Origin of the sequence: Ferrimonas futtsuensis DSM 18154 (genome assembly GCF_000422645.1) — a bacterium.
Taxonomy (GTDB): domain Bacteria; phylum Pseudomonadota; class Gammaproteobacteria; order Enterobacterales; family Shewanellaceae; genus Ferrimonas; species Ferrimonas futtsuensis.
In genome coordinates this window covers 217,614-237,990 of record NZ_AUGL01000007.1, presented here as the reverse complement: position 1 = coordinate 237,990, position 20,377 = coordinate 217,614, and the positions used below count along the sequence as shown (strand labels likewise).

Below are 20,377 nucleotides of genomic sequence, written 5' to 3'. Positions count from 1 at the left end.
TCTGTATTCGCTTAACTCAATTTTATCATCTGAATGATCAGTGAGTTGGAGCGGGTCTTAGACCTTCTCCTGCTCCACCCCTCCCAGGGCGGCGAACAGGTCGGGCAGGAAGCCGGTGAGCTCGCCGCACATCAGGGCGAAGTCAGCATCCAGGCGAGCGGCCAGCTCCTCCTTGTCGAACTCGCTGTTCTGATCGCGGATCTCTTCACTGAACTTGAGGCGCTTCACCGACAGGTCCGCACCCAGCACCAGGGAGAGGATATCCCGGTACTCCAGGGCGATCTTGGTGACCTCCAGCCCCTGCTCGATGTGGGCGGTGACCTCATCACTGTTCAATGCCATCTGCTTGACGGCTACGCTGCCACCGTCTTCCAGAGGGCTCTTGAGGGTGGCTTCGTCCAGCATGGTGAATCCGTCGCCGACGTGGCCACGCGTAACCCACTCGGTCATGGATTCCTCGGGCAGGCGGGTCATGCTCACCGGAGCGATGGGCAGAGAGCCGATCGCCTTGCGCACCAGGCTCAGCAGCTCTTCAGCCTTGGTGTGGCTGGTGGCTTCCACCAGCACCAGCTGCAGCGGGGCCAGAATCAGTGCCCGGGTGCGGCTCTTACGGCTGAAGGCGCGGGGCAGCAGGGTATGGACGATCTCATCCTTGATGCTGTCCTTCTCCTTCTTGGTGACCTTGCGGCCCTGCTCATCCTCGATCAGGCTGACTTTCTGCTCCAGCTCTTCGCGGATAACCGCCGCCGGGAGCATCTTCTCCTCCTTCTCGATGGCCAGCAGCAGGTTGCCCTGGGCACTGTGCACCAGGCTGTCACCGACTTTGCCCAGAGGCTTGACGAACCCCAGCTTGCTGATGTCCTGGCTGCCGGCGGGTTTGAACACGAAAGGTTCCAGCTGCTGTTCCAGCTCATCGGCATCCCACTGGGTGGGCTTGGTGAGACGGTAGAGCAGCAAATTCTTAAACCACATGGCGTTGTCCTGACTATGGGATGGGAATGGCCCGCCAGTGTATTGGCATCGCTCCTCTCGGGCAAGGGATGGCTCGAGGCGAAAAGCGAAGAGTTCTGCAGTAACGGGAGTGAATAGGGTTCTCCGCAAGCAGAGGGCAGACACTCCATTGCAACAAAACTGTCATATAGCGCTGTAAATACGCAATAAAACTGTCACGCGCGACTCGTACACTGCGTCCATCAAAAAACAAGACAGCCCAATTTGTTGACAAGGAAACCTGAGATGAACCTGATCAAACCCACCCTGATTGCCGCCCTGGTTGCCGCCGCTCTGCCTATGACTGCTGCTGCCGCTGACGCCGTGACTGTTTACGGTAAGATGAACGTCACCGTTGACAGCTTCGACGTAGAGGGCGAGAGCACCACGGGTGTTCACTCCAACGCGTCTCGTCTGGGTGTTAAGGGTGCTTTTGAACTGAGCCCCTCTCTGGAAGCTTTCTACACCATCGAGTACGAAGTCGATACCGGTGATGACGTGAAAGAGAACTTCAAGGCGCGTAACCAGTTTGTGGGTCTGCGTGGCGGCTTCGGTGCTCTCTCCGTGGGTCGTAACGACACCATGCTGAAGAAATTCCAGGGTAAGGTTGACCTGTTCGGCGACCTGGCTGGCGACATCAAGAACCTGTTCAAAGGTGAAAACCGCATGGAGCAGACCGTTACCTACATGACCCCCTCCCTGGGCGGTTTCAAGTTCGGTGCCACCTATGTGGCTGAAGAGTCTGCCAGCCAGAAGAACGACGACGACGGTTTCTCACTGGCGGTCATGTACGGCGACGCCAAGCTGAAGAAGTCGCCCTTCTACGCCTCTGTGGCTTACGACACCGATGTGAAGGGCTTCGATAACATCCTGCGTGCCACGGTGCAGGGCAAGATCGGTGATTTCAAACTGGGTGCCATGTATCAGGACCAGGAAGAAGCCGGCAAAGACAGCATCGACGGCTTCATGGTGAGCGGCGCCTACAAGCTCAATGCCGTTACCCTGAAGGCTCAGTTCCAGGACATGGACACCAAGGGGGACGCCATCTCCATCGGCGCCGACTATAAGCTGGGTAAGCCCACCAAGCTGTTTGCCTACTACACCCAGCGTGACCTGGAGTCTGCGTCCAGCACCGACGACTACATCGGCGTGGGTCTTGAGCACAAATTCTAAGGCAAAAAATGCTTACAGAGAGATCTGCTGAAAAGGGGCCGCAAGGCCCCTTTTTAATTGACTCTTGGTTCAGCTACGTCATATTTCTGTAATAACACTGACCCATACTCTCCTCAGTCAATTTATGATGGAGCATAGCAAGGTAATGACTGCCCGCATCTTAATCGTCGAAGATGAATCAGCCATTCGCGAGATGCTGACCTTTGTCCTGGAGCAACATGGCTTCCAGACCGTCAGCGCCGAAGATTTTGAACAGGGAGTTCAAAAGCTGGTCGAGCCTTTCCCCGATCTGGTCCTGCTGGACTGGATGCTGCCCGGTGGCAGTGGCATTCAGTTGGCTAAGCAGATGCGCAGCCAGGAGCACACCCGGCCGATCCCCATCATCATGCTTACTGCCCGTGGTGAGGAGGAGGACAGGGTGCGCGGTCTGGAGGTGGGGGCCGACGACTACATTACCAAGCCTTTTTCTCCCAAGGAGCTGGTTGCCCGCATCAAGGCGGTGCTGCGGCGCAGTGCCCCCACTCGACTGGAGGAGTCCATCGAGGTTCGCGGCCTCAAGCTGGACCCGGTCAGTCACAGGGTCAGCGTCGAGGATGAACAGCTGGATATGGGACCCACCGAGTTTCGTCTGCTGCACTTCTTTATGACCCACCCCGAACGGGTCTACAGCCGGGAACAACTGCTGGACAACGTTTGGGGAACCAATGTATATGTTGAGGATCGCACCGTGGATGTTCACATTCGCCGGTTGAGGAAGGCGATTCAGGCCAAGGGGCACGATGCTCTGATTCAGACGGTTCGAGGAGCGGGATACCGCTTCTCAACCAAGGTGTAGAGAAGCCTCCTGCACCCAGGACCCATTGCCCTGCGTATATCGATGGCAATGGGTTTTTTTGTATTTAGACCTCTGTGTAAGGCAGATTGAATGTTTGAAGAGTATTCCGGCTACCGCCTGGCAGGACGCCTGGCGCTGTGGTTCTCCCTGTGGGCCGTGCTCGGCCTGTTGCTGGATCAGTTTTTGCTGCTTCTCCTGGTGGGTGCCCTGGTCCTGCTGGGGTATCACTATCGCCACCTCTCCCGTCTGGCTCACTGGCTGTGGAAAGATCGCAGCCTGACCCCACCCCATGGCAGCGGCAGTTGGGAGCCAATCTTTAATGGCATCTACCGTCTTCAGGGCAAGAACCGTCGTCGCCGCTCCCAGCTTGCGCGTCTGCTCTCCCGCTTCCGGGAAGGGGCCGAGGCTCTGCCCGATGCGGCGGTGGTGATGGGACACGAGGGGGAGATCGCCTGGTGTAACAAACTGGCGGAGCTGCACCTGGGGATCCACTGGCCTCAGGATGCCGGGCAGCGGATCGACAACCTGATGCGTCACCCCAAGTTTTCCAAGTATCTGCACAGTAACCGTTATGACGATCCCATCGAGATGGTGTCGGCGGCGTCGGACTCCAGGTTGCTGGAGATCCGCATCATGGCCTATGGGGACAATCAGAAACTGCTGCTGGCACGGGACGTGACCCGACTGCGTCAGCTGGAGCAGATGCGCCGCGACTTTGTGGCCAATGTGTCACACGAACTCAAGACTCCCTTGACCGTACTCCAGGGGTATCTGGAGATCATGAGCATGATGCCCGCCCAGGATGAAAAGCAGGTCAAGGCGATGTCCGATCAGACCATGCGGATGAAAAGCCTGGTGGACCAGCTGTTGACCCTGTCTAAGATCGAGGTTTCCACCGAGGTGGATCCGGCCCGGCGGATCAGCATGGACCAGGTATTGCGCCAGGTGGCTGAAGAGGCCGAGGCGGTGTCGGCGGGCCGCCATCGGATCCGCTTCGACATCGATCCGTCTCTGGACATGTTTGGGGATGAGTTGCAGATTCGCAGCGCGTGCGCCAACCTGGTGCAGAACGCCGTGAACTATACGCCGGAGGGCGGAGAGATCCGGGTTCGCTGGCATCGTCAGGAGGACGTTGCCCGGTTTGAGGTTAAGGACAGTGGCGAAGGGATTGGCCCCGAGCATCTGCCCAGGCTGACCGAGCGTTTCTACCGGGTGGATCGGGCCCGCTCGCGCCAGACCGGTGGCAGTGGCCTGGGGCTGGCGATCGTCAAACACTCACTGAATCACCACAACAGTCATTTGGAGATTCAAAGTACCTTGGGAGAGGGCAGCACCTTCGGGTTTTCCATCCCCTCCAACCTGATTGCCTCCCCGCAGCGCGTCCAGGTTTAGTGTCATGTACCAGTCACTCCATGGTCACATAAGTGTCATCTTCAGCGCCGATACTGAGTGCCGTCACGAAACCCGACTACGGAAGATACCGGAGTAATCCAAATGAAAATCAAACATCTTGCCAGTGCACTGAGCTTTGCCGCAGCAACCCTTTTCGCCTCTGCTGCTTCTGCGGCCATCGACCCTGCCCTGCCTGATTATCAGAAGAGCAGCGGCGTATCAGGCAACTTCTCCTCTGTGGGTTCCGATACCCTGGCCAATATGATGACCCTGTGGGCTGAAGAGTTTAAGCGACTGTATCCCAATGTTAACCCTCAGATTCAGGCCGCGGGTTCCTCCACAGCGCCTCCGGCCCTCACCGAAGGGACTTCCCAGTTCGGCCCCATGAGTCGCAAGATGAAGCCTAACGAAGAGGAAGCCTTTGTTAAGCACTACGGCTACAAGCCCACCGCCATCCGCGTTGCCATCGACGCCCTGGCGGTATTCGTCCACAAAGACAGCCCCATCGAAGGCCTGACCATCAAGCAGGTTGACGGCATCTTCTCCTCCACCCGTAAGTGTGGCGGCCGCGAGGTAACCCGTTGGGGTGACCTGGGGCTGACCGGCAACTTCGCGGGCAAAGACATACAGCTGTACGGCCGTAACTCCGTATCCGGTACCTACGGTTACTTCAAGAAGAAAGCACTGTGTAAGGGTGACTTCAAGGCCAGTGTCAATGAGCAGCCCGGTTCTGCGTCCGTGGTACAGTCGGTGTCCACCAGCCTCAATGCCATCGGCTACTCCGGTATTGGCTACAAGACGGCCGGTGTGAAAGCGGTACCTCTGTCCAAGAAAGGCGGCAAGTTCATCGCGGCCACCACGGACAACGCCGCTAACGGCACCTACCCTCTGAGTCGCTATCTGTACGTTTACGTGAACAAGCACCCCAACAAGGACCTGGATCCTATGACTCGCGAATTTCTGAAATTCGTGCTGTCCAAGCAGGGCCAGAGCATCGTTGAGAAGGATGGCTATGTATCCGTGCCCAACACGGTGACCGCCAAGGACCTGGCCAAGGTGGGCGTTAGTCTGTAAACCTTCAGGTTCTTCGAAACGGCCGCCGGGAGGCGGCTTTTTTGTGCCTGTATCCGGCTAGCGCCACTCCAGATTCCAGCCCAGCTCCTCCAGGTGCAATTTTTCCATCTCCAGATCGGCGATAAGCAGGTCATCCTCTTTGAGGTTGTCACCGAAGGTCAGCCTCAGGGTGCGTTTTTTCAGCTCCATCTGGGGCAGGGGGATATGGTGGCGGCGCCCCAGGTGCATCAGTACCGACAGGCGCAGGGGCAGCAGCAGGGCGAGGATGGCTTCTTTGTCCATCAATTGCAGCTTGGGGGGCTCGCAGTCGGCCAGCTTCTTACGATGCCAGCGTACCAGGAAGGCCAGCAGCTGCTGCTCTTCCAGGGTGAAGCCGGGCAGGTTGCTGTTGGTGAGTATGTATTCTCCGTGCTTGTGGATGCCGCGGTAATTAATCTGCAGACCAATCTCATGCAGCGCAGAGGCGAAATGCAGCCAGGGCCGGTGTTTCTGGGGGCCCAGCTTGGCCTGGTGGTAGAGCTGGCTGGCACTGGCGTAGATCCGCTCGCTGTGGAGCCTGTCCAGCTGGTAACGTTTCTGCAGAGAGATGATGGTGCGCTTTTGTACATCCAGATGCAGGGCTTCATCCGCCAGTTCGCTCAGTACCCCCTCCCGAAGGGCGTGCTCGCTGAACTCCATCTGTTGGATCTCCAGCTGGCGGAAGCAGGCGATCAGAATCGCCAGTCCGGAGGGCAACACCTTGCGTCTAAGCTCCGCCAGGTGCTCGAAGGGCAACTGCTCCGTATGGTCAAACTCCACCATACCCCTGGCCAATTTCTCCAGCTGCTTCAGGGTCACGGGCTGGCCGAGGTCACCGTCATTGACAATGCTGGCGATCGCCTTGATGGTGCCGGAGCAGCCAATGGCGGCGTGAAACCCCTGACGCAGGTAGCGCTGTTGCAGCTTTTCCAGCTGCTGCTCTGCGGCGAGTATCGCCTTGCGCATGCGTTTTGGGGAGATTTTGCTGTCGGCAAAGTAGCGGGACTGGTAACTGACGCAGCCCATATTCAGGCTCTCCATCTGCCTGGGCTCATGGCCCTGGCCAATGACCAGTTCGGTACTGCCGCCGCCGATGTCGATCACCAGAGTCGGGAAGGGCAGGCTCTGGTTTTGGCTTACGCCGGTGTAGATAAGCCGTGCTTCTTCGCGGCCGGAGATCACCTCGATGGGATGGTCGAGAATCTCCCTGGCCTGACGAATAAATTCCCGACGGTTGGGGGCCTGGCGCAGGGCATAGGTCGCCACAATACGGATGTCGTCGAAACGCATCTCCGTCAGTCGCAGGCTGAACTGCCTCAGGCATTCCAGTCCTCGCGCCATCGCGTCCGGGTGGAGGTTGCCTTGGTCGTCGGCATCCTCAGCCAGTTGCACCCGCTGCTTCATGCGGTGCATGGGTTGGATGCTTCCGTCCAGTGCCCGGGCAATACCCAGGTGGAAGCTGTTTGAGCCCAGATCGATGGCGGCCAGGATGCGGCCCTGGGGGATCTCTGCTGGTGTCATGTGTTTATCTTCAGTGCCAGTCTCTTTTCATGGTCGAACAGATAGTCGTAGATCGCCATCTGTGAACGGATTTTCTTACGATTGCCCCGCTTTACATACCGGTTGTTCTGCTCACGGTTCAGTACCCTCGCCTTGGTGGTGTCTTTGAACTGAAGCGCCAGGATATCCAGCACCTGCTGTTTTAGCCTGGGGTCGTATATGGGGCAGCCGACCTCGATGCGCCGGTCGATGTTGCGGGTCATCCAGTCTGCACTGGAGAGGTACACTTTGGGATCGCCATCGTTATCAAACACCATGATCCTGGGGTGCTCCAGGAAACGGTCGACGATGGAGATCGCCTCGATGTGGTCTGAGGTGCCGGCGACACCGGGGATCAGTGAGCACATGCCGCGGATGATCAACCTGACCCTGACGCCGTTTCGGGACGCATCGTACAGCCTCTTGATCAGGCCGCTGTCCACCAGGTTGTTGAGTTTCAGCGTAATGGCGGCGCTCTTACCCGCCAGCCTGTTTTGAATCTCCCTGTCGATCAGGCTGTAGAGTTTTCGCCGGGCGTCGTTGGGGGAGACCATCAGATGGTTGAAGCGAAACTTCTTGTAACTGTGCTCGATAAATTCAAACACGTTTTCCACCTCAAAGCAGATCTCTTCGTGGCAGGTGAACAGGGCAAAATCGGTATAGATCTTGGCGGTTTTTTCGTGGAAGTTGCCGGTGCCGATGTGGGCATAATTGCGCAACTCACCGTTTTCCATGCGCTTGATGAGGATCAGCTTGGAGTGGATCTTCAGGGTGGGGATGCCGAAGTTGATGCGCACTCCGTGATCGGTCAGGAATTTGGCCCAGCCGATGTTGGCTTCTTCGTCGAACCTGGCCTGCAGTTCCACCACCACGGACACATCCTTGCCGTTTTTCACCGCCTCAATGAGGGAGTGAACAATCTGGGAGTTTTTGGCCACCCGATAGATGTTGATTCTGATGGAGCGCACCGCAGGGTCAAAGGCCGCCTGGCGCAGCATCTCGGTCACATGACTGAAGGCATGATAGGGGTAGTAGAGCAGAATATCCCTGGCACGAATCGCCGCAAAGGTGTTGGGGTGGGCGGTAAACTGGTTGCTGCGCAGGGCCGGAACCTTGGGGTTTTCCAGGTAGCCCCGTCCCGGGTTGGGGAAGGCGATGAAGTCGCGAAAGCTGTGGTAGCGCCCTCCCGGGATCATGGCGTTGGCGGCGGTGATGCCCAGCTTCTGCTGAAGCATCTCCAGCATGGTCTGGGGCATCTCCCTGTCATAGACGAAGCTGACCGGCTCGGCGGTCAGCCTCTGCTTCAGTCCGGAAGACATTTTTTCCAACAGGCTCATCTCAATTTCATCGGACAGATCATACTCGGCGTCCCGGGTCAGTTTAATGGAGTAGCACTCTACGGTGTCGAACTCGAAGAAACCGGTGAACACCTCTGCCAGGCAGTAACGGATGATGTTGTCCAGCAGGATCAGTGTCTTTTTCTTCTTGCTGCCCTCTGTCGGCAGTTGAACGAAGCGGGGCACCTGGGCGGTGGGCACTTCGATCAGGCTGTGGGTGACCTGCTCACCCTTGCGGATGGCGGTGACCAGATAGGTGGTGCCGTCATTCAGGGTACGGGAGATGTTGGTGTCGTCGGTGATGATCAGCGGCACGATGTGACGCCGAATCTTGTCGCGGAAGTGCTTTTTCAGCCAGCGGCCCTGTTCTGGGGAGAGCTGGGTTTCGTTGACCAGGAAGAGGTTGCGGCGAGCCAGATCCAGCAGCAACTGCTTGTAGATCTCATCAAATTTGGCTTGAAGTTCCAGTACCTTATCGTTGATTGCTGCCAGCAGATTCCGGGCTCTTTGCCCGCGCCCCTTGGATTCGTCGATCAGGATCTGGCGGCGAACGTCCGCCACCCGAACCCGGAAGAACTCATCCTGATTGTTGGAGTAGATGCCGAGGAAGCGGACGCGCTCGATCACCGGTACCTTGGGATCGGCCGCTTCCTGCAATACCCGCTCGTTAAAGGACAGCCAACTGAGCTCTTTCTCAATGTAGGGAAAACTGGTTTGCGCAGACATCTTAGGGTCCTTGTTAAGTCAGTTGCGCGTACTCTCTGTCAGAAAAGTGTCATCCATATAAAACTTAGCAGAGAATTTTCAGTTAGTTGGCTATGCGTTCATACTCCACCATCAGGTCGTCACCCAGGGTGAACAGCTCCTGTTCGATTGTATCGAGGCTGGCCTCATCCGGGGCGGCCAGAAGGATGTTGAGGCGGAACAGAGGGACACCGGTATGGTTGGCGGTATCCAGATCGCTCTCCAGCTGTTCGATGTTGGCCCGGTTGGCTTTGAGGATCTGAGTGACCGCAGCAACGATGCCGGGACGATCGTTGCCGATCACCTCCACCTGGAACTGCAGGGATGGCTGAGGCTTGGGCGAGACCCTTTGCAGTTCGATGCTGAGTTTAGGCACATCCGCCAACCGCCGTTTCAGCGCCTCGGAGTTCTCCTTGGGGAGCTCCATCTCTATGATGCCGGCGTAGCGGTCACCCACCCGCCGCAAACTGGCATCCAGCCAATTGGCTTCGTTGTCCTTGAGAATCTGGGCGAGTGTCTCGGTAATTCCAGGGTAATCCTCACCGATTACACTGGCGATCCATTTATCCATAGGGGCTCCTTTTGCGCTCTTTGTGACTGGGGGTGTAACACTAGTGTCATACAACCGACATATACTCCCCAACAATTTAAGAAACGACTGCTCCCATTTGTTCGAGGCTATTGATGGAACAGACGATTGTTGACCGATATCGTGCCAGCAACAGGCGCCTTCTCAAGGACAGGCTGGCAAAGTTCGGCGTTAGCGCCGGCGGCGTTATGGTATTGATCGCCCTGCTGCTGATCTTCTTTTACCTGCTCTACGTTGTGGCGCCGGTGTTCAAGGGGGCCAGTTTCACCCCGGTTTACACCACCAGTGTAAGCGACGGGGCAGCGACGGTTCAGTTGGGAACCGATGAGCAGAAGGAGTATCTTTACCGTATCATGTCCTCGGGCAAGGTACAGTTTTTTTCTTTGGGTTCCAAAGACCTAACTACTGACCTTCAAGTGCCCGTCGCGCCTGGCCTCACCGGTACCGGCTCTGCTCGCAGTAATCCGGCTCAGCGCAGCTCGGCTCTGGCCTTTGATAATGGTTCAGTGTGGGTGGTTCAGCCGGACTTTGCCATCAGTTACCCCAACGATGTGCGTACCATTACGCCTCAACTTCGTTATCCCCTGGGTCAGGAAGCGATTCAGCTGAGTGATGGCCTGGCCATTGACCAGCTGGTGTTCGCTTCAGGCGAAGAGGCCAGCACCTTTATCTGGAGCGATACCGGGTCCGATGCCCTGCATCTGACCCGCCTCAGTGCCGAGGTGGATTTCCTCACCGATGAGGTGGTGTGGACCCGTGAAGATCACCCGCTGCCGCGTCCGGCAGAGCCGGTCAGCAAGATGCTTCTCACCCCGGATCAGCGCAACCTGATGCTGCTGGCGGGCGACCGCATCACCGTGCTGAACGTCGAGTATGGCGATGACATCTTCATTGAGCAGGTACTGGAGCCCGCCGAGAGTGGCGCCCATATCGCCGACATCGAACTGTTGGCCGGGGCCAGCTCGCTGATGGTGGCCAACGACAATGGCGTCATCTCCCAATGGTTCCAGGTTCCCGGGCAAGACGGTCGCCGCTTTCAGCGCATCCGCGACTTCGACACAGGCTCTGCCACCGTCTCACTGGCGACCGAGTTCTTCCGTAAGAGCTTTGTGGCCGGCACCGAGGATGGTGACGTGCAACTGTTCTACACCACCAGTGAGAACAAGCTGCTGAACGAGTCTTTGGGCAGTATCCCCATTGATGCCATGGCGTTCTCCCCCCGGGGCAACGGCCTGGCGATTCAGGCCGGTGATACCCTGACCTTTGCCGAACTGGAGAATGCTCACCCGGAGGTGTCCTGGAGCGCCCTGTGGACCAAGGTCTGGTACGAAGGCTACCCCGAGCCTCAGTTTGTCTGGCAGTCCACTTCAGGGTCCGATGACTTTGAAGCCAAGCTCAGCCTGATGCCGCTGGCCTTCGGTACCCTGAAGGCGGCCCTGTACGCCATGCTGTTTGCCACGCCACTGGCCCTGGCCGGTGCCATCTACACCGCCTATTTCATGTCTGGCCGGGTGCGCAATGTCGTCAAGCCGACGGTGGAGATCATGGAAGCGCTGCCGACGGTGATTCTGGGCTTCCTGGCGGGGCTGTGGCTGGCGCCACTGGTGGAGGACAACCTGCCGGGCATCTTCATGCTGCTGTTCTCCCTGCCGGTCTCCATCCTGCTGGCGGCCTTTGCCTGGAACATGTTGCCCAGAAACGTTCAGAGCTCCCGTTTGGGAGAGATGCGCGAGTTGATGCTGATTCCCCTGCTGCTGTTTGTGGGCTGGGGCGCCATCGAGCTCAGTCCTGTGGTGGAAAACGCCTTTATGGGTGGCGACGCCCGCCGCTTTGTCACCAACGAACTGGGCATCACCTTCGACCAGCGTAATGCCCTGGTTGTGGGCATCGCCATGGGTTTCGCGGTGATCCCCACCATCTTCTCCATCGCCGAGGACGCGGTGTTCTCTGTGCCTCGTCACCTGATCAATGGCTCTCTGGCCCTGGGAGCCACTCAGTGGCAAACCCTGGTACGGGTGGTGATGCTCACCGCCAGCCCCGGCATCTTCTCCGCGGTGATGATGGGGGTAGGCCGGGCCGTCGGTGAAACCATGATCGTGCTGATGGCCACCGGCAACACCCCGTTGATGGAGTGGAACATCTTCGAGGGGATGCGCACCCTCTCCGCCAACATCGCCGTTGAGATGCCGGAATCGGCCATTGGCAGCTCCCACTACCGGGTGCTGTTCCTGACCGCCTTCGTGCTCTTTATCTTCACCTTTATCTTTAACACTCTGGCTGAGTTCATCCGTCAGCGTCTGCGCGACAAGTACAGCTCCCTGTAATGGAAGGTAACAAATCAATGGGTAAGTGGATTAAATCGGGCTCTCCCTGGATCTGGATGACCGCAGGTTCGGTCAGCCTCAGCTTGATTGCGGTGCTGGGCCTGTTGCTGATGATCGCCTGGCGTGGCCTGGTCTACTTCTGGCCATCCCCGGTTCATCAGCTCGAGCTGGAAGTGGCCAACGGCCAGGTTGAAACCGTCATTGGTGAGATCTACGACCGGGAGCAGGTGCCGCTGGAGCGCGTGCTGCAATCCGGCATCGAGCTGAAGAGCGACCAGGAAAACGTCACCCGCTATCTGATCAAGACAGGGAACCGCGAGTATGTGCCTCTGGATTTTCGCTGGGTACTGGAGCCTTTGATTCGGTCCGACACCCAGCCTGTGGATGTGGCGGTATTCGAGCGCAACAAGAATGGCAACTTCTATGGTTTCCCGGTGGAGCTGAGCTTTAACGGCCAGATCTACACCGGTGCCGACATTCACGATCAGTTGCTGCTGGCCATCGGCAAGGCCGCCGAGATCAATGATGAAGCGGAAGAGCTGCAGAAGGTGGACATCGGCCGGATCAATTATGAGATGGAGCGTCTGCGCCTGGACCAGCGCAAGCTGGAGCTGAACAACGGCCTGAGCGAAGCGGCTTTGGCGGGCCTGACCCAGCGTCGTCAGCAGCTGGACGATGAGTACCAGGTTCTGGAGGAGGCGTTGTTCGCCCTGCGCGACAAGGCCGCCGAAGACTATGTGGTGGTGCGTGACATGCGTGGTGAGCGGGTCACCCTGCCCATGGACAGTGTGCTGGATGTGGCCTTCCCCAACGAGCTGGGTTTCGCTGGCAAGGTGGCGCACTGGGTGCACGCCGTGGCCAAGTTCGTCAGCGATGACCCCCGTGAAGCCAACACCGAGGGCGGGGTGTTTCCGGCCATCTTCGGTACCGTGTTCATGGTGCTGCTGATGGCGGTGATTGTGACCCCGTTTGGGGTGATTGCCGCGGTGTATCTGCATGAATACGCCGCCAAGAACGCCCTGACCAAGCTGATTCGCATTGCGGTGATCAACCTGGCGGGCGTGCCCTCCATCGTCTACGGCGTATTCGGCCTGGGCTTCTTCGTTTACATGGTGGGCGGCTCCCTGGATGAGCTGTTCTACCCCGAGGCGCTGCCGAACCCCACCTTCGGGACCCCTGGGGTGATCTGGTCGGCGCTGACCCTGGCGATTTTGACCCTGCCGGTGGTGATCGTGTCCACCGAGGAGGGCCTGTCCCGAATCCCGTCGGCGGTACGCCATGGCTCCCTGGCCCTGGGGGCCACCAAGGCGGAAACCCTGTGGCGCATCGTGCTCCCCATGGCCAGTCCGGCGATCATGACCGGCCTGATTCTGGCGGTGGCCCGCGCCGCAGGGGAGGTCGCCCCGCTGATGCTGGTGGGGGTGGTGAAGCTGGCTTCCACCCTGCCGGTGGATGGCAACTGGCCTTATGTCCATCTGGATCGTAAATTTATGCATCTGGGCTTCCACATCTATGATGTCGGTTTCCAGAGTCCCAACGTGGAAGCGGCGCGACCGCTGGTGTACGCCACCTCGTTCCTGCTGGTCAGCGTGATCGTTGCCCTGAACCTGACCGCCATTGGCGTACGTAACCACCTTCGTGAAAAATTCCGTTCCTTGGAACACTAAGCCGAGATGACCAAGATGATTGCTATTGAAACCCTGAACAAATCCTCGGCGCCGCTGGATCTGAAACAGCTGTCGCCTGAGATGACCGCGTTTGACATCAACAACCTGAATCTCTTCTACGGTGACAAGCAGGCGTTGTCCGGCATTACCATGAAGATTCCCCGTAATCAGGTGACCGCCTTCATCGGTCCCTCAGGGTGCGGCAAGTCCACCCTGCTGCGCTGCCTGAACCGGATGAACGATCTGGTGGACAGCTGTCGGGTCGAGGGGACGATTCTGCTCAATGACGACGACATCTACGGCAAGCACGTGGATGTGGCGTCTCTGCGCCGCAACGTGGGCATGGTATTCCAGCGCCCCAACCCCTTCCCCAAGTCCATCTATGAAAATGTGGTGTACGGCCTACGCCTGCAGGGAGTCAACAATCGACGGGAACTGGATGATGCGGTAGAGCGCGCCCTCAAGGGCGCAGCCCTGTGGGATGAGGTGAAGGATCGTCTGCACGACAACGCCTTTGGCCTCTCCGGTGGCCAGCAGCAGCGTCTGGTGATCGCCCGAGCCATCGCTATCCAGCCCGAAGTCCTGTTGCTGGATGAGCCCACCTCGGCCCTGGATCCCATCTCCACCCTGACCATTGAGGAGCTGATTCATACCCTCAAGGACCAGTTCACCGTGGTGATCGTGACCCACAACATGCAGCAGGCCGCCCGAGTGTCCGATCAGACCGCCTTCATGTATATGGGGGAGTTGATCGAGTACAGTGACACCAACACCCTGTTTACCACACCAGCGAAGAAAAAGACCGAAGACTACATTACCGGTCGTTACGGATAAGGATCAGAGCCGATGGACAATAACAACCTGGGAAGACACATCTCCGGCCAGTTCAACGTGGAACTGGAGGATGTTCGCAGCCAAGTGATGGCCATGGGCGGTTTGCTGGAGCAGCAACTGAACGATGCCCTGGAGGCTCTGCAAAGCGGTGACGGCGAACTGGCTCGCAGGGTGGTGAGTGCCGATCGCAAGATCAACTCCATGGAGGTGACCATCGACGAAGAGTGTGCCCGCATCATCGCCAAACGTCAGCCCGCCGCCTCTGACCTGCGCCTGATCCTGGCCATCTCCAAGACCACCGCCGATCTGGAGCGCATCGGTGATGCCTGTGTTCGGGTGGCCAAGGCGGTGATCGAGAACAACGAAGGCAACCGCAAGGGGATGCTGGTCTCCATGGAAGCCATGGGCCGTCACTCCGCCCGCATGCTGCACGATACCCTGGATGCCTTCGCCCGCATGGACATCGATGCCGCGTTCCGCCTGCACAAGGAGGATCGTAAGCTGGACAAGGAGTTTGAGGCGGTGTTTCGTCAGCTGATGACCTTCATGATGGAGGATCCCCGCTCTATTCCCGGCATTCTGGATGTCATGTGGGCGGCCCGAGCCCTGGAGCGGATCGGTGACCGCTGTCAGAACATCTGTGAGTACGTCATCTACTTCGTCAAGGGTAAGGACGTGCGCCACATGGACACCGAGGATATGGAAGACCTGCTGGGCTAATTCGGCAGTACCCTCCTCTACGACAAAGCCGGGCCTAGTGCCCGGTTTTGTCGTCTTTGAGGGAAACGACTCTGGGTTGGGAATGAAGCTCCGGGCGATTCAGAGCCGTTTTCTTTGTAAACGAACGCTTATCAGGGACAAGTGACTTGTGGACAGTCGACGGTATTACTGACTGCATCCTGAGCCTTGGGATTTGAAGTCACTCCCTCGCCTGAGCACCAGCCCTTTAACTGAGAAATCAAGATACCAGGCGTTAAACGTCGCTTCGTTCCATGCCGGAACAGCTGTCTGTGCCGTATACAGCTGGAGATCATAATCAATGACTTAAATCAATTATCGAAAAAAAGCAGTCGAATAATCAAAGTTTGTGAACTGGGACACGCAGAGGTTGGTGGAGCCTTTGAAGAAATCGATAAATGACGCAGCTCAAAGTACCGCTTTTCTCTTACTGATTAAATCATGTTTTCCCGCCGGGGAATGACTCAACAAAATAGTTAAATAATTATATCTATCAATGCCTTGGGTTTATCTTTGGGTGCTTGGGAACTCTATGTGTTAAGGCTGGGGCAGCGTTGCTGCACCCTCGCCATAAGTGACCAAAAATCAATGGCATATAGGAATCATGTCTAATCGGAGGAATGAGAATATGAGTGAAGGAATAATAAAGGTTTCCAGAAATACAAAGGCTGCTCCTAAGTATTTTTCATCTACTCAAACTGTTGCTTTTTCTCACTACAATAATCTTTCGGCTCAGCTTCCGGTTGATCCAAAGACGGGTGAAATTGTTATCGGTGGTGTGGAGGCTCAAGCCAAGCAGTGCCTGAAAAATATTAAGGCTATCGTCGAGAGTATTGGTCATGTTATGGAAGATGTCGTGAAGATTAATGTCTTCCTAAAAGACATCGGCTCTCTTGACCTGGTCAACGAAGCTTACAGTGATTTCTTTGGCAGCTATCTTCCGGTTCGCACCACGGCTGCCGTCAATGATCTGCCCATGAGTGATGCCCTGGTCCAGATGGACGCACTCATTTCCAATGGCGAAGGCACCCCGGGCCAGGAACCTTGTAACCTGATAAAACTGGCCAGGGGAACCGCCAATGCGCCACTTTGTTCGGTGTCCACTCAAAGTGTGGCCTTCTCTCACTACAACAACATTTCGGCTCAGTTGCCCATAGATCCTAAGAGCGGGCAGCTTGTCTCCGGCGGTATTCGGCAACAGACCGAGCAGTGCTTAAAGAACATTAAAACCATTCTGGAGAGTATTGATGTGCCATTTGATGACATTGTCAAAGTGAATATTTTCCTGAAGAACCTGTCCGACATCGATGCAGTCAACGAAGCCTATACGGCGTTTTTCCCTGATTCCGCCATTGCCAGGGCGGCAGCCTATGTGCCAGCGAGGACGGTGGTGGCGGCGTCCGCCCTGCCGATGGGCGCCCTGGTCCAGATCGACGCGGTGGTTTCCCATGGAGATGGGACACCGCCTCAAGCCGTCGAAGATCGTCATGGCATCGTCATTCGGGCGAACAACAGTGTGGAAGCGCCCCTGTCTGATTATTCGACCCAAACTGTGGCATTTTCCCACTACAACCATATCTCGGCGCAACTGCCCGTGGTCCCTCAAAGCGGGAAGTTGGTTGCCGGAGATGTCGCGGCTCAGGCAACACAGTGTCTTGAGAACATCAAAACCATTGTGGAGAGTGTCGACCACGTTATGGACGATGTGGTGAAGATCAACATCCAACTGAAAAATATCGCCGATATTGATGTTGTTAATGGCGTATACACCAAGTATTTCAAGGAGGACCTGCCGTCAAGAACCGTCATTGGCGTCCGCGAGATTTCAATGGGGGCGTTGGTGCAGATCGATGCCGTGGTCTCCAATGCAGAAGGCACGCCTCCAAAGCGTTAAGGCTCCGGTGTGAGTGCCTGTCCGCCAGACCCGGCTGACCCGGGCGCATAGGACAATCCATCGAGGAAGGTGCGGCAAAGCTCCGCCACCTTCCTGTTTTGCCTCTCTCCATACGACCAGCCCTGATGCCTGCAGCAATGGCTGTCGGTTTAAGGCTCGGCCTTGTCAAACAACGCTCTTTTCTGTCTGCCGGAGCCCGGACCGCAGAGCGGGGAAGTTCTGCCTAGATGGCGTTACCACCTTGTCCCAGGGGGGATTGAGCCTCGGTATACCCGGTTGCCTGGCTCAGGGGGCGCTTGACCAGCATTTCACCTATGACCAGGGTGGCGATGACCCCGACCATGACAGGTGCACTGTAGCGCCAGTCGACGCTGAATTGGCTCAGTTCAGGAAAGATAAACAGGACGATGGCCAGCAGAATGACCAGCAGGCATTGCGCGACCATGGCTTTTTGTACCCAGAGGCCGCCGGCTACCCGGTATGGCCGTTCTCTGTCGGGATCGTCCTGCCTCAATCTGACGTGTGCAGGAAGCATCATCAGATAGGGCAACAGTGCGATGCATGAGGAGAAGGCAAACACTGACCAGAACAGGTCGTCCGCGCTGTCGGCAAACACCGCATAAGTGATGATCACCACAGTGGAGACCATCCCTGTCAGGGTGTTGGCCCCGATTGGCGTGTTGTAACGCTTGGACATCCGCCCTAACAGTTTCGGCAGCTCTCCTTCGGAGGAGGCTTCGGCGGCGGCTCGCGAACTGCCCATGGTCCAGGCAACCATGTTGCCCACCAGGGTCAACAGAGTCAGGCCCCCAACAATCTTGACGATCACCGTGCCCGAGGGCAGGTCACCAAACAGCACTCTCAAGGTATCTATGACCCCGGAGAGCAGGCCCACATCCCCCTCAGGTAATGCCATCAGGATGCCCAGGGTACTGAACAGATAGAGCGCGACCGTAATGCCAATGGCAAGGAACACCGCCCTGGGCAGCTCACGGACATCTTTCATCTCATTGGATAAAGTGGCCACTAACTCGAATCCCAGCACATTGAACACCAGGGTTGGCAAGAAGGCGGAGACGTTGCTTGCAGATGGAAGGATGGTGTTCAGGGACAGCTCGTTGGCCATGCCGTTATGATAGGCATAGCAGAATCCGCCAATCCCCAGGGTAAAGATCACCATCATCTTCAGGGACGCACAGACCTTGGTTACCCAGAGGCCAATATTCACGCTCAGGTTGCAGATCCACACCGTCAGCCAGGTCAGTACGATGCAGATGGCCACCTGCCAGTGAAGGGACAGCTCTGGGGCAAACAACTCTGTGAGTATGCCTGCAAACAGAATGTACACCGCAGGCATCCACAGGCCGACGTTAATCCAGTAGAGCCAGGAGGTTCGGGCCGCCCAGCGGGGACCAAAGGCACGATGGACCCATTCGTAGATCCCCCCCTGACCGGGGTAGGTGGTGCTCAGCTCCGAGGTAATCTTGCCATAGGGAATGACGAACAGGACCAGAGTCAAAAGCAGCCATCCGACGGCACACACTCCGATGGAGGCCACCGCAGTCAGGGTATCCAGTCCAATCACGGCACAAAGGGTAAACAGCGCTACGCCGCCGCTTCCCAGCTTTCCCTTGGTCACTGAAGCACTCTCCTCTGCTTGATTCCGATTCCTTTGCGGGCAGGAGTGCCCCTTGAACTCTTCGGGGCCTTTCCCTAGCCAGGCATTGCGTCAACCAGTGTATTGGAATGTGCCCTGTGGTCTTGGGGCAATGTGGTGGATTGTGGGTGATGTCTCATTCTCCTTAATGGGGCGGCCAGCCATCAAAGGGCTAAGTTTTTGACTGGAAGACGGGGTAAGGGATCGTTTCTGAGTTGAAAGGGCGTAGGGAGGGATACTCCTGGGCCGGTGTTGAGGATGGTGATCCGGGGCGCTTGGGTGATTGCTTACTGTGACGTTAGAGCTTAATGAAGTTGCAGCTGCATCAGGGCCATCTGTTTGAGACCGAGTCGGATTGCTGATGGGGTATGGACAATGCCAGCGAGGCAGGTTGGCAAAAGGTCCCGGCCAATGGGCCGGGACAAGTCTGGCAGGATGAGGGCTACAGGGTTGCCAGGAAATCGCCAATCTTCTCCTGATGGCGGGCACGGGTGGCTTCGTCTGGCTGGGAGAAGTTCTTGTGAGTCAGGTAGACCAGCAGCGCCATCTGCGCGGTCAGACGGTTCTCCGCCTCGTCGAAGATCACTGAGCGGTCGGACTCCATCACCTCACGGGTACACTCGCGCTGGTCGTTGGCGGGCAGGCAGTGCATGAAGATCGACTCGGGGCCGGCTTTCTCCATCAGCTCCTGGGTGACCACATACTCGGGAATGAAGGTGCTCAGGCGGATCTCCTTCTCCTCCTCCTGGCCGAACCAGTAGAAGCTGTCTGCCACCACGATGTCGGAACCGGCCACCTGGTTGATGTCGTCGGTGAGCACCAGCTTGCCCCCGGAGACGGCGCAGTTGGTTTCGGCGATGTCCACCCACTTGGCGGGGGCTTTGAAGCGCTCTGGGCAGATGTGCTTATAGGTCATGCCGAACTTGGTGCAGGCAAACATCAGTGAGCTGCAGACGTTGGTGGCATCGCCGACGAAGGTGACGGTGAGGTCGCTGAGCTGTTTGTTGGAGGGCAGGTGCTCCAGCATGGTGAACAGATCGGCCATGATCTGGGTGGGGTGCAGCCAGTCGCACAGGCCGTTGATCACCGGCACGGTGGCGTGCTCCGCCAGGCCAGCAACGGTGTCGTGGTGGTCCACCCGGGCCATGATGATGTCGGCCATGCGGGACAGCACCCGGCCGGTGTCCTCCAGAGACTCCTTTGCGCCAAGATGAATGTCCTTGGGGCTGAGGAACTGGGCGTGACCGCCGAGCAGGGTGGCGGCGGCTTCGAAGGAGACCCGGGTGCGGGTGCTGGGCTGCTCGAAGATCATCGCCAGGGTCTTACCGGCGAAAAGTTGGGGCAGGGCGTTGTCCCGACGGGCGTCCTTGAGCATCCCCATCAGGGCAAGGATGTCGGTCAGTTCCTGCTTGGTGTAATCCTGGGTTTTCAGGAAGTGACGCAGGTTGGGTTTGTTCAGGTTGGTGGCGCTGGAAGATGGAAGTTTCATGGCCGTATTCCTCATATCTTGGTTTTCGGCGTGCAAAAACCCCTCCGGATGTTTTTACCGGAAAAGATTTTGCTTTGGCTAAA

15 protein-coding genes are annotated in these 20,377 nt (G+C 57.4%); 9 read left to right on the top strand and 6 right to left on the bottom strand.

All coding sequences use genetic code 11. The features are described 5' to 3' along the window. Positions 1 to 57: 57 nt before the first annotated feature. Positions 58 to 972 (bottom strand): recombination-associated protein RdgC, encoded by a 915-nt coding sequence (gene rdgC, locus G505_RS0106180; RefSeq protein WP_028108783.1) that lies wholly within the window; start codon positions 970 to 972, stop codon positions 58 to 60. A 264-nt stretch (positions 973 to 1,236) separates the two neighbouring features. Between rdgC and G505_RS0106175 the strand changes: the two genes are divergently transcribed. From G505_RS0106175 to G505_RS0106160, 4 genes are all read left to right on the top strand, one after another. Beyond that, complete coding sequence (locus G505_RS0106175; protein WP_028108782.1) at positions 1,237 to 2,163, top strand: porin; 927 nt, start codon at positions 1,237 to 1,239, stop codon at positions 2,161 to 2,163. Positions 2,164 to 2,308: 145 nt separating this feature from the next. Then, positions 2,309 to 2,998, top strand: a complete 690-nt coding sequence (phoB, locus tag G505_RS0106170; RefSeq protein WP_028108781.1) for a phosphate regulon transcriptional regulator PhoB — start codon at positions 2,309 to 2,311, stop codon at positions 2,996 to 2,998. Between the two features lie 90 nt (positions 2,999 to 3,088). Then, a complete protein-coding gene (gene phoR, locus G505_RS0106165; protein WP_028108780.1) occupies positions 3,089 to 4,390 on the top strand; it encodes a phosphate regulon sensor histidine kinase PhoR in 1,302 nt (433 codons plus the stop codon). A 102-nt stretch (positions 4,391 to 4,492) separates the two neighbouring features. After that, positions 4,493 to 5,464, top strand: a complete 972-nt coding sequence (locus G505_RS0106160; RefSeq protein ID WP_028108779.1) for a PstS family phosphate ABC transporter substrate-binding protein — start codon at positions 4,493 to 4,495, stop codon at positions 5,462 to 5,464. A gap of 57 nt (positions 5,465 to 5,521) precedes the next feature. On the opposite strand, the gene ppx is transcribed toward G505_RS0106160, so the two are convergent. From ppx to G505_RS0106145, 3 genes are all read right to left on the bottom strand, one after another. Beyond that, positions 5,522 to 7,003: an exopolyphosphatase gene (ppx, locus tag G505_RS0106155; protein WP_028108778.1), complete on the bottom strand. Its 1,482-nt coding sequence runs from the start codon at positions 7,001 to 7,003 to the stop codon at positions 5,522 to 5,524. Continuing rightward, positions 7,000 to 9,084, bottom strand: a complete 2,085-nt coding sequence (gene ppk1, locus G505_RS0106150) for a polyphosphate kinase 1 (protein WP_028108777.1) — start codon at positions 9,082 to 9,084, stop codon at positions 7,000 to 7,002. The genes ppx and ppk1 overlap by 4 nt, the downstream gene beginning before the upstream one ends. 82 nt (positions 9,085 to 9,166) lie before the next feature. After that, complete coding sequence (locus G505_RS0106145; RefSeq protein WP_028108776.1) at positions 9,167 to 9,673, bottom strand: glycine cleavage system transcriptional repressor; 507 nt, start codon at positions 9,671 to 9,673, stop codon at positions 9,167 to 9,169. A gap of 113 nt (positions 9,674 to 9,786) precedes the next feature. Between G505_RS0106145 and G505_RS0106140 the strand changes: the two genes are divergently transcribed. The 5 genes from G505_RS0106140 to G505_RS0106120 all read left to right on the top strand — a co-directional run bounded on the left by G505_RS0106140 (position 9,787) and on the right by G505_RS0106120 (position 17,148). Then, complete coding sequence (locus G505_RS0106140; RefSeq protein WP_028108775.1) at positions 9,787 to 12,015, top strand: ABC transporter permease subunit; 2,229 nt, start codon at positions 9,787 to 9,789, stop codon at positions 12,013 to 12,015. A gap of 17 nt (positions 12,016 to 12,032) precedes the next feature. After that, the gene (pstA, locus tag G505_RS0106135; RefSeq protein ID WP_028108774.1) at positions 12,033 to 13,682 is read left to right on the top strand and encodes a phosphate ABC transporter permease PstA; all 1,650 of its coding nucleotides are present in this window, start codon (positions 12,033 to 12,035) and stop codon (positions 13,680 to 13,682) included. A 15-nt stretch (positions 13,683 to 13,697) separates the two neighbouring features. Then, positions 13,698 to 14,516, top strand: coding sequence for a phosphate ABC transporter ATP-binding protein PstB (gene pstB / locus G505_RS0106130; protein ID WP_028108773.1), 819 nt, complete (start codon positions 13,698 to 13,700; stop codon positions 14,514 to 14,516). A gap of 12 nt (positions 14,517 to 14,528) precedes the next feature. Continuing rightward, positions 14,529 to 15,236 carry a phosphate signaling complex protein PhoU gene (phoU, locus tag G505_RS0106125; protein WP_028108772.1) on the top strand — a complete coding sequence of 236 codons (708 nt, stop codon included), beginning with the start codon at positions 14,529 to 14,531 and terminating at the stop codon, positions 15,234 to 15,236. A 646-nt stretch (positions 15,237 to 15,882) separates the two neighbouring features. Next, positions 15,883 to 17,148, top strand: coding sequence for a RidA family protein (locus G505_RS0106120; RefSeq protein ID WP_028108771.1), 1,266 nt, complete (start codon positions 15,883 to 15,885; stop codon positions 17,146 to 17,148). A 223-nt stretch (positions 17,149 to 17,371) separates the two neighbouring features. Here the strand turns inward: G505_RS0106120 and G505_RS0106115 are convergent, their stop codons facing one another. Together G505_RS0106115 and ptcA are read right to left on the bottom strand one after the other, a co-directional pair. Further along, complete coding sequence (locus G505_RS0106115; protein ID WP_035385118.1) at positions 17,372 to 18,787, bottom strand: APC family permease; 1,416 nt, start codon at positions 18,785 to 18,787, stop codon at positions 17,372 to 17,374. Positions 18,788 to 19,247: 460 nt separating this feature from the next. After that, positions 19,248 to 20,294 (bottom strand): putrescine carbamoyltransferase, encoded by a 1,047-nt coding sequence (gene ptcA, locus G505_RS0106110; protein WP_028108769.1) that lies wholly within the window; start codon positions 20,292 to 20,294, stop codon positions 19,248 to 19,250. Between the last annotated feature and the right edge of the window lie 83 nt (positions 20,295 to 20,377).